This is a genomic window from Bradyrhizobium sp. NBAIM14 (assembly GCF_020193895.1).
In the GTDB taxonomy this organism is placed as follows: Bacteria; Pseudomonadota; Alphaproteobacteria; order Rhizobiales; family Xanthobacteraceae; genus Bradyrhizobium; species Bradyrhizobium yuanmingense.
On the sequence record NZ_JADYVQ010000024.1, the window covers coordinates 75,751 to 84,486 of the forward strand.

The 8,736-nt window shown below is 64.0% G+C and carries 9 protein-coding genes and 1 pseudogene; 4 read left to right on the forward strand and 6 right to left on the reverse strand.

The window, feature by feature from the left end:
* Positions 1–1,812, reverse strand: coding sequence for a malto-oligosyltrehalose trehalohydrolase (gene treZ / locus I6F28_RS33420; protein ID WP_225143150.1), 1,812 nt, complete (start codon positions 1,810–1,812; stop codon positions 1–3).
* 189 nt (positions 1,813–2,001) lie between these two features.
* On the opposite strand from treZ, the gene I6F28_RS33425 reads away from it, so the two are divergent.
* Genes I6F28_RS33425 through I6F28_RS33435 form a run of 3 tightly spaced genes read left to right on the forward strand, consistent with a single transcriptional unit; the run spans position 2,002 to position 5,503 of the window.
* Entirely contained in the window at positions 2,002–2,235 is a 234-nt protein-coding gene (locus I6F28_RS33425; RefSeq protein WP_036005232.1) for a DUF3606 domain-containing protein, read from the forward strand.
* Between the two features lie 20 nt (positions 2,236–2,255).
* A complete protein-coding gene (glgX, locus tag I6F28_RS33430; protein WP_225143152.1) occupies positions 2,256–4,493 on the forward strand; it encodes a glycogen debranching protein GlgX in 2,238 nt (745 codons plus the stop codon).
* Positions 4,494–4,498: 5 nt separating this feature from the next.
* Positions 4,499–5,503, forward strand: coding sequence for a patatin-like phospholipase family protein (locus I6F28_RS33435; RefSeq protein ID WP_225143154.1), 1,005 nt, complete (start codon positions 4,499–4,501; stop codon positions 5,501–5,503).
* On the opposite strand, the gene I6F28_RS33440 is transcribed toward I6F28_RS33435, so the two are convergent.
* From I6F28_RS33440 to I6F28_RS33455, 4 genes are all read right to left on the reverse strand, one after another.
* The gene (locus tag I6F28_RS33440) at positions 5,500–6,396 is read right to left on the reverse strand and encodes an SIR2 family NAD-dependent protein deacylase (protein ID WP_225143156.1); all 897 of its coding nucleotides are present in this window, start codon (positions 6,394–6,396) and stop codon (positions 5,500–5,502) included. The two genes, I6F28_RS33435 and I6F28_RS33440, sit on opposite strands and share 4 nt — an antisense overlap.
* Positions 6,397–6,446: 50 nt before the next feature.
* On the reverse strand, positions 6,447–6,884 hold the full coding sequence (locus I6F28_RS33445) for an NUDIX hydrolase (protein ID WP_225143158.1): 438 nt from the start codon (positions 6,882–6,884) through the stop codon (positions 6,447–6,449).
* A gap of 128 nt (positions 6,885–7,012) precedes the next feature.
* A complete protein-coding gene (locus I6F28_RS33450; protein WP_225143160.1) occupies positions 7,013–7,177 on the reverse strand; it encodes a hypothetical protein in 165 nt (54 codons plus the stop codon).
* Positions 7,149–7,655: a DUF2243 domain-containing protein gene (locus I6F28_RS33455; protein ID WP_225143162.1), complete on the reverse strand. Its 507-nt coding sequence runs from the start codon at positions 7,653–7,655 to the stop codon at positions 7,149–7,151. The genes I6F28_RS33450 and I6F28_RS33455 overlap by 29 nt, the downstream gene beginning before the upstream one ends.
* Before the next feature lie 359 nt (positions 7,656–8,014).
* On the opposite strand from I6F28_RS33455, the gene I6F28_RS33460 reads away from it, so the two are divergent.
* The gene (locus tag I6F28_RS33460; protein ID WP_036005032.1) at positions 8,015–8,230 is read left to right on the forward strand and encodes a hypothetical protein; all 216 of its coding nucleotides are present in this window, start codon (positions 8,015–8,017) and stop codon (positions 8,228–8,230) included.
* Positions 8,231–8,471: 241 nt separating this feature from the next.
* Here I6F28_RS33460 and I6F28_RS33465 read toward each other — a convergent pair.
* Positions 8,472–8,736: pseudogene (locus tag I6F28_RS33465) on the reverse strand (hypothetical protein); the annotation flags it as partial.

Consider the following 8,736-nt stretch of genomic DNA (forward strand, 5'->3'; position numbering starts at 1 on the left):
TCAGCGCTTGCGGCCAAGCCTCACGATCATGTCGCCGGGCCCAAGTGCTCCGGCGTCATGAGAGTGCAATCGCCACAGGCTCTCGCCGTCGACCAGCGAGGGCATCGGCAGTTCGAGGTCGGCGAGATTGGCGACAATCTGCAGAACGTCGCCCTGCTCGGTCTGCCAGCGCACATCCACGCCGCCCATGCTGGGATCCGCGCCGAGCAATTGTCGCTGCGCCGAAACGAACCCGCGTTTGACCAGCGGCACGATCTTCTCGCGCCGGATCGTCAACAACTGCGTCGTCAGTGCTCGGAACCTGGTGCCGGAAGGCGATTGCTCGATGCTGGACCAGTCCAGCTTGGAGGCGAGGAAGGTTCTTTCGTCGCACGGGTCCGGGATTCCGGCGCGCGTTTCGGGCGTCGCGAACGCCTTGAAGTGCGAAAACTCCTTGCGGCGGCCTTCCCGTGTCAGTTCGGCGGCTTCGCCCGTCCAGTCGGCGAAGAACAGGAAGGGCGTTTCGGCTGCCGCTTCCTCGCCCATGAACAGCATTGGAATATGCGGGCTGAGCAGAACCAGTGCGAGGGCCAGCTCCAGCTTGTCCGGACCGACCAACCGCGACAGCCGCTCCCCGAAGGCGCGGTTGCCGACCTGGTCGTGGTTCTGGGCGAAGAAGATGGTCGCTTCGGGCGGCAGATGAGCACTCGGCTCGCCGCGCGGCGCCTGGTGCAGGGGAAACACCTCGCCCTGATAGGCAAAGCCCTCGGTGAGGGATCGCGCCAAATGCTCGAGCGGCTTGTCCGCAAACGCCCGGTAATAACCTTCGTCCTCGCCCGTGAGCAGGACGTGAAGCGCGTTGTGGAAATCGTCGCCCCATTGCGCATCGTAGTACGTCGCTCGTCCCTGCGAACGCGCGAGCAGGTGCGCCTGATTGGCCTCGTTCTCCAGCATCAGATGGATGCGCCGGCCCGCCAGCTGGCTGCGCAGGGTCTCGGCGAGCTCGACCAGGAAATGACGTTTCGAGTCGTCCTTCAGCGCATGAACGGCATCGAAGCGCAGGCCGTCGAACCCATAATCGCGCAGCCACATCAGGGCATTCTCGATCAGAAACCCGCGCACGAACGCGCCGTCGGCTCCTTCGAGGTTGACGGCGGGCCCCCACCCGGTGGTGTGGCGCGGGTTGAAGAAGTTCTCCGCATAGAGATGCAGATAGTTCAGCTGCGGCCCGAAATGGTTATAGACGACGTCGAGATAGACCATGAGGTCAAGGGCATGCGCCGCGCGCAGCAGCCGCTTGAGATCCTCCGGCCGGCCATAGCGGGCATTCGGCGCGTTCAGGAGCACGCCGTCATAGCCCCAATTGTGCCGCCCGGGGACGTCGTTGAGCGGCATCAGCTCGATGGCGGTGATGCCGAGATCGCGAAGATAAGGCAGCTTCTTCTCGACGCCGGCATAGGTCCCCTCCTCGCTGAACGTGCCGACATGCAGCTCGTAGATCACGGCTTCCGCCCAGGGACGGCCCGGATAGAGCACCGGGTCCCTCAACGCGGCCATGTCGACCACCTCGCTCGGCGCGCCGACGTCGTCCGGCTGGAAGCACGAGGCGGGATCGGGCACGACGAGGTCTTGGTTGATCCTGAACTGATAGCGCGTGCCGGCGCGCGCAGTTTGGCTCAATAGCTGATACCAGCCGTCCGCATCGCGCGGCATCTTGCGTGGCGGCTGGCCGATTTCGAACAGCTCGACCGATCGCGCCGTCGGCGCCCACAGGTTGAACGAGACCCCATGATCGACGATCTGAGGACCATGGCGCCGACTTTGCTCGGCCATTCCCAGTCTTTGACTCAAGCCCATCCCCTTTCGCGGCATGCCCACTTCGGCGTGCAATTGCGCGCGTCGGGGCGACAAAGCGGAGCCGTGTGCGTTCGTTCCTCCACGGCGCCGACGCCGGACATTTGCAGCGCAACGGGAACGGAATCAGCAGCGCGACGGTTACCACCCCAGACAGGAGCCGTGGCCATGCGCCGCCCGAAGCCGCAACTGATCCGCAACAAGCTCGACCTGACCGACCGCGCCCAGGTGCGCCTCGTCAAGAAACGGCTCGGACTTTCGGACGCTGAGCTGATCGCGATCGTCGGGCGGATCGGCAACTCCATTCCGGCCATCAGCAAGGAGGCGGCTCTGCAAAAAGCCAACGCGCCGTCCAAGCCGGCCGACGTGGAGCCCACCGCCGCGACTGCGCCGACATCCTGACGGGCAACCCGGGGGCGGAGATGGACCAGCCAGCACATTCAGACGAGGCCCTGACGCGGACGGCCTCACGCCTGCGCCGCACCCGGATCACCGAAGGCAGACCTTTCCCGCTCGGCGCCACCTGGGATGGCCTCGGCGTCAATTTCGCGCTGTTCTCCGCCCACGCCACCAAGGTCGAGCTCTGCCTGTTCGACGATACCGGCGAAGCCGAGCTCGAGCGCATCGAGCTGCCCGAATATACCGACGAGGTCTGGCACGGCTATCTGCCCTCCGCCCGTCCCGGGACCGTCTACGGCTATCGCGTCCATGGTCCTTACCAACCCGACGCCGGCCACCGCTTCAATCCCAACAAGCTCGTGCTCGATCCCTACGCCAGGCAGCTGGTCGGCCAGCTCCGCTGGGGGCCGGAGCTGTTCGGCTACCGGCTGGATCACGCCGACAAGGACCTGTCCTATGATGAACGCGACAGCGCGCCCTTGATGCAGAAATGCCGCGTCATCGATCCCGCCTTTACCTGGGGCGTGGCGCGCAAGCCGGAAGTGCCGTGGGAGCGCACGATCGTCTACGAGATGCACGTCAAGGGCTTCACCCAGCTGCATCCGCTGGTGCCGGAAGCCGATCGCGGCACGTTCTCGGGGCTCGCACATTCGGAAATCCCGGCTTACTTGCGCTCGCTCGGCATCACCAGCGCCGAGCTATTACCGATCCATGCCTTCGTCGACGACAGCTATCTGGTCGAGAAAGGCCTGCGTAACTACTGGGGCTACAACTCCATTGCCTTCTTCGCGCCGGAGCCGCGTTACCTGAAAGCGACATCGGCCAACGAATTCAAGGCCATGGTCAACCAGTTTCACGCCCATGGCATCGAGGTTATTCTCGACGTCGTCTACAATCACACCGCCGAAGGCAACGAGCTCGGCCCGACCCTGTCGTTCAAAGGCATCGACAATGCCAGCTATTACCGCCTGCTGCCGGACGAGAAGCGCTACTACATCAACGACACCGGTACCGGAAACACCGTCAATCTCTCGCATCAGCGTGTGCTGCAACTCGTCGCCGATTCCTTGCGCTACTGGGCGACCGAGATGCGGGTCGACGGCTTCCGTTTCGATCTCGCCACCATCCTGGCGCGCGAACCCTATGGCTTCGATGAAGGCGGCGGCTTCCTCGACGCCTGCCGCCAGGATCCCGTGCTCTCCAGCGTCAAGCTGATCGCAGAACCCTGGGACATCGGGCCCGGTGGCTACCAGGTCGGTCAGTTCCCGCCGGGCTGGGCCGAGTGGAACGACAAGTTCAGGGACACGGTGCGCGCCTTCTGGAAGGGCGATCCGGGCACGCTGGCCGACGTCGCCAAGCGCGTTTCGGGCTCCGGCGACCTCTTCAACAAGCGCGGACGCCGGCCCTGGGCCAGCGTCAATTTCGTCACCGCGCATGACGGCTTCAACCTCAACGATCTCGTCTCCTACAACGACAAGCATAACGAGGCGAATGGCGAGGACAATCGCGACGGTCACAGCAACAACCATTCCTGGAATTGCGGCGTCGAAGGGCCGACCAACGACCCCGAGATCACCGCCTTGCGTGAGCGCCAGAAGCGGAATCTGCTGGCGACGATGCTGCTGTCCCACGGCACGCCGATGCTGCTCGGAGGCGACGAGTTCGGGCACACCCAGAACGGCAACAACAACGCTTACGCCCAGGACAACGAGACCACCTGGCTCAATTGGATGGGCATCACCGCGAACGGCCGCAGCCTGCGCGAGTTCGTGCGCAAGCTGATCGCCACCCGCAAGGCGTTTCCGATCCTATATCGCAGCCGCTTCCTGGTCGGCTCGCACAACGAGGAGCTCGACGTCAAGGATGTCACCTGGCTGTCGCCGTCCGGCGAGGAGATGACGACGGAGCAATGGCAGGACGGCAACGCCAAATGCTTCGGCATGCTGCTCGACGGCCGCGCGCAGGAGACCGGGATCAAGCGCCGCGGCTCGGATGCGACCATGCTGCTGGTCTACAACGCGCACCACGACGTCGTGAATTTCACCCTGCCGGAGGTCACCGAAGGACACAGCTGGCTCGGCCTGATCGACACGAATCGGCCCGACGCGCCGATGGCCGAGTTCGAGTTCGGGCATGCTTACGCGGTGACCGCGCGCTCGCTCGTGGTGTTCGGCCTTGCCAACGACAGCATCGCGACGCGGCGCCTCCGCCAAGGCCTCGGCGCGCTGCTGGACATCGCCGACACGCCTCTGCCGGAGTAGCCGCGTTGCCGTCCGTTCGCGATCACGGGACAACCGCAGCCGAGCGCCCTCTCACGACCGTCGCATTCTCCGGCGGCCTCGGCCTCGGTGCTTATCATGGCGGTGTGTTTGAAGCCTTCACCTCTCTTCGGCTGCCGATCGACTGGGTGACGGGTTCGTCGGCCGGGGCCATCACGGCCGCGCTGATCGCGGGGAGCGCGCGCGACGACCGGCTGCAGACTCTGCGCAGCTATTGGCATGCACTAAGCAGTCCAGCCGACGTGCCGAACGCGGGCCGCCACGCGTTTGCGTGGCTGAGCTCGATCAGTACGCGCGTGCTGGGTCATTCGGGCTACTTCCATCCCCGCCTCCCCATTCCGGCTTCTCACTACGGGGGCCTCTACGATCTCGGCCCGACCCGGCAACGCCTGCAGCGCTTGATCGATTTCGGACGTCTGAACGGCGGCGATCTGCGGATCACGATCTGCGCCACGGACGTCGAGAGCGGCGATGCCGTGCTGTTCGACTCCGCGTCGGAGCGGATCGAAATGGACCATATCCTGGCCAGCTGCGGCTTTCTCCCCGAATTCGCTCCGGTGCAGATCGCCGGCCGCTGGCTCGTCGACGGCGGGTTCTCGCTGAACGCGCCGTTCGATCCGATCCTGGAGACTGCAGGCCCGCTCCGCCTCTATGTGATCGATCTGTTTCCGCGTGATGGCAAGGTCCCTGACGGACTCGAGGCCGCCTCCGAGCGCAAGAGCGACCTGACCTTCGGCAACCAGACCTTCCAGCGCCTCGGCTACGCGCTGGAGGCCCGTCAGCTTCGCGCCGAGCTTCAGGACCTCCACTACGAGGACGAGGTCTATCTCCTGAGCTACCGCCCGGGCCGCGAGGAAGCCGGGCCGGAAAAATCCTTCGACCTGTCGGAGACGGCCATGGCGCAGCGCTGGCGCGCCGGCTTTCTGGACATGCAATATGCCGCGAGCCTCACGCCAGCCCCGAACGAGATCTGCAGCGTGCGGCGGCCCTAGCGATGTCTCTCGGTGTCGGGACCCGAGCTAGGCACTGTCCTGCCGTCACGCCGCTCGCGAATGTCGCGCAGCAACCGCCTGAGACCGTCATCGGCAGCCATGCCGTCGGGCGGGGCGATCGTGGTAATGCCCCAGTTCGCGAGCACGGCCTCCTGCACCGGATTGCGCTGCGCGACGAACACGAAGGATCTCGGCCGGTCCTGGCTGTGCCCGGACTCGTCCCAGATCTGCCAGATCCGGTGCAGCAGCAGCCGGATGTTCGGATCGGACATGCTGTATCCGACGAAAAGCAGTGTGCTTCCCAGCGCATCGGCGCGAAAGCGGATATCGAGCGGGGAATTGAAGGCGAGCCGGTTCAGAAAGTCGGTCTCGGTCAGAACTAGCGAAGCATCGTCGTCGAAGTCGCCGTGAAACTTGATGATGTGGGTGACACCGGCACGCGCGCTCGCGATCTCCTTCGCGTTGCTGATCTTCGCAAAGGGCTTGTTCAGCACGTCGAACGCGGTTTCCAGGTTGCGGTCGTAATTGGTGGTGTAGATGACCGGAAAATCCAGCTCGACGATCATCCGGTGCAGCTCTGAAGCGGCGATCTTCTCGGGGTCGACACGCCAATTGCGGTCGAGCCAGCTGCGCAGCGGGCCGATCCCGCCGCGCTTGATCCGATAATATTCCGCGAGCATCTGATAGCCGCCATGCATTCCATCGATGACGTTGCGATCGAGGCCGAGATCGTCAAGGAGATGATCGATCAGGGACTGCCAGGACGGCAGGCCGACGGCCATCGAGACACCGGCGCCCACGAACAAGACGGCGCGGCGTCGCTCGATCGCCGCTGCCAGGATGTCGTGAGGCGGCCGCTCCTCCGATATGAGCCCCGTGTTTTGTTGGTCCATCAACCTTGAATGATTGGGCGCGCGACGCGTTCCTAATCCCGGACGACCCCTCACCGGCTCAGCGGCGAGGATGTCTCGCGCGCCGTCTGCGCCGCGAACCGGGCGATCAGGCGCCGGAGCTGCGCCTTGTGCACCAGGCGCGCCGCCGTCTTCGGCGAGACCCAGATTGCCTCCCGCTCGCCCTTCTCGGGCCACCAACGCTCCCGCCCGTGCACCTTCATGGGGAAGACGGCAACGTTCATGGTCCACTTGCGATCACCTTTTCGCTTGCGATGCTTGAAGCTGCCCAGTGCGCGCGTGGCCACGACACCGACCAGGCCCGCCTCCTCATAGGCTTCGAGCGCAGCCGTCAGGTGCGGCTCCTTGTTGCGCATCGGCGATCCCTTTGGGACGCTCCACCTGCGCTTGCGCCTGGTCGTGATCAGCATCACCCGCAGCTCGGACTTGTCCAGACGAAACGGCAGAGCGGCAAATTGCTTCTTTCCCATCAGGCGCCTCCAACTCGCGTCTGATAAGCGAACGCCGCAGCCATGGTTCCTGTTTTGCGAAGTGGCGCCTCGCGTGTGGGCGCTGGAATTTCTAGGAAGCCTGAACTCCACCATGGTCACCTCCGCGCTCAGACCGGCGAAAAACAGCGCAACTGCAAGAGATCATCGACGGAGAGGCCGAACAGCACTGGCCGAAACGCTGGTGCCGTCGCGAGCACGAGCAGCAGCAGAAAGATCACGTGGACCAGAGCCGGCGGCGTGTTTCTAACGACCCTGTAGACTGCCTTTCGCATGCACTCCCTCCTGCGCCCCCACGCGTGCCATGGCAACGCCCATTCCGATCATCGCAGCTCCCCACAGCAGGAAGCCGATATCCCAGAAAATGCGCTGGCCGTCGGGCACGGTCTCGTTCACCTGATGCAATCTCAGGATCTGGTGATCGACCACGCCTTCAGCGAGATTGAAGATGCCCCACCCGATCAGGATCGTCCCGAAACACTGCGAGCCGGACCACCGCGGCGCGCTTCGGCGTGTCCGCTGCCACATCAGGAAAAGCCCGGCGAGCACGAGGACGTAGGCGGTACTGTGAAAGATGCCGTCCCAAGTCGTATTGAGGGTGATGTTCTCGATGGAATTAAGCGGATACCAGCCGCTTAACATATGATGCCATTGCAGCAGCTGATGAAAGACGATGCCGTCGAAGAATGCGCCGAGGCCAAGTCCGAGAAGGACGCATGCGGACGTCGGGAAATTGCTTTGTCTGTCTTCCATGTGGTGAACTCGTGCGCGGCTCGGCACTTCCGATACGGAATCAAGCCATGCCACACGCGCACGTTCCTATGGCGATCAGCAGGTCACTGGGATCGAGCTTGCGATCAATCGTGCCAATTCATCGAGACTAACATGCGTTAAGACGAGCCAGACATTCGTCGGCACGCGTGCGCGATTGGTTATCGGCTTCATTCCCGATAGGAACGTTCGGTATCAACGCTGCGTCTGTCGCTCACATGTTGGAGATGCACATGCCGAGAAGATCGTTCTTGCTTGCTTTGAGTGGCCTCGGATTGTCGACCCTGAGTCACCTCAGGGAAATCGCATAGTGCGTAGCGACGGAAGCCAGAGAGGCGATCATGGCATACGCCCTGTTCAAGGACGGAGAGAAGATGAGCCGCACGTTTCCGACCAAGGAGGAAGCGCTGGAGAAAGCCGATGAGGCGGGGTTGGTCGAGCATGCCGAGGGCGAGGCGGTGCTCGAGGACGAGTTGAAGATCAGGCCTTGCCCGGCCGACCCCGAGCCTTGCGATGATGCGGACCTGGACTGGACGCCGGTCAAGCCGGCGTCCTGATCAGGGGCAGCGCAAATCGCATATGACTTGTGGCGGCGGTCTGCGCGCACGCCTCGTCCTTCGAGACGGCGCTGACGCGCCTCCTCAGGATGAGGCTAATCGGTGTCAGTGCCCGTTGAAACTGCTGCCGCGCACTCCGACCTCATCCTGAGGAGCCCGCCTCAAGCGGGCGTCTCGAAGGATGGCCGCAGGGAAAATCTCAACTGCGATAGCCCTGCTGATCGGGGTCAGCATCATGGGCTCAGCATCCCCTGCAGATGCCTTTGATCTTTCGATCCGCCTCGGAATCGCGGGAGGTCTCCGAACGAATCTGGTCGTCGCCCTGCAGCGAGGGTCCGGGCGTGACGGTCCCATCGATGCGTCCGATATTGGTGCCGCCTGCAGGATTGCCGGGTCGGCCGACGGTCGTCGATCCCCGTGGGCCGGAGCCGCCGCTCGATTGCGCTGTCCCGGCCGAGTTGGTCCCGGGCGCCGACGACGTGCTCCCGGCCGCCCCGCCACCGGCG

Bases quoted from the DNA above. Each gene is read 5' to 3' on its own strand.
- I6F28_RS33440 (WP_225143156.1), bottom strand. From the start codon at position 6,396: ATGGACCAACAAAACACGGGGCTCATATCGGAGGAGCGGCCGCCTCAC.
- I6F28_RS33450 (WP_225143160.1), bottom strand. From the start codon at position 7,177: ATGCGAAAGGCAGTCTACAGGGTCGTTAGAAACACGCCGCCGGCTCTG.
- I6F28_RS33445 (WP_225143158.1), bottom strand. From the start codon at position 6,884: ATGGGAAAGAAGCAATTTGCCGCTCTGCCGTTTCGTCTGGACAAGTCC.
- I6F28_RS33460 (WP_036005032.1), top strand. From the start codon at position 8,015: ATGGCATACGCCCTGTTCAAGGACGGAGAGAAGATGAGCCGCACGTTT.
- treZ (WP_225143150.1), bottom strand. From the start codon at position 1,812: ATGGCCGAGCAAAGTCGGCGCCATGGTCCTCAGATCGTCGATCATGGG.
- I6F28_RS33455 (WP_225143162.1), bottom strand. From the start codon at position 7,655: ATGGAAGACAGACAAAGCAATTTCCCGACGTCCGCATGCGTCCTTCTC.
- I6F28_RS33425 (WP_036005232.1), top strand. From the start codon at position 2,002: ATGCGCCGCCCGAAGCCGCAACTGATCCGCAACAAGCTCGACCTGACC.
- glgX (WP_225143152.1), top strand. From the start codon at position 2,256: ATGGACCAGCCAGCACATTCAGACGAGGCCCTGACGCGGACGGCCTCA.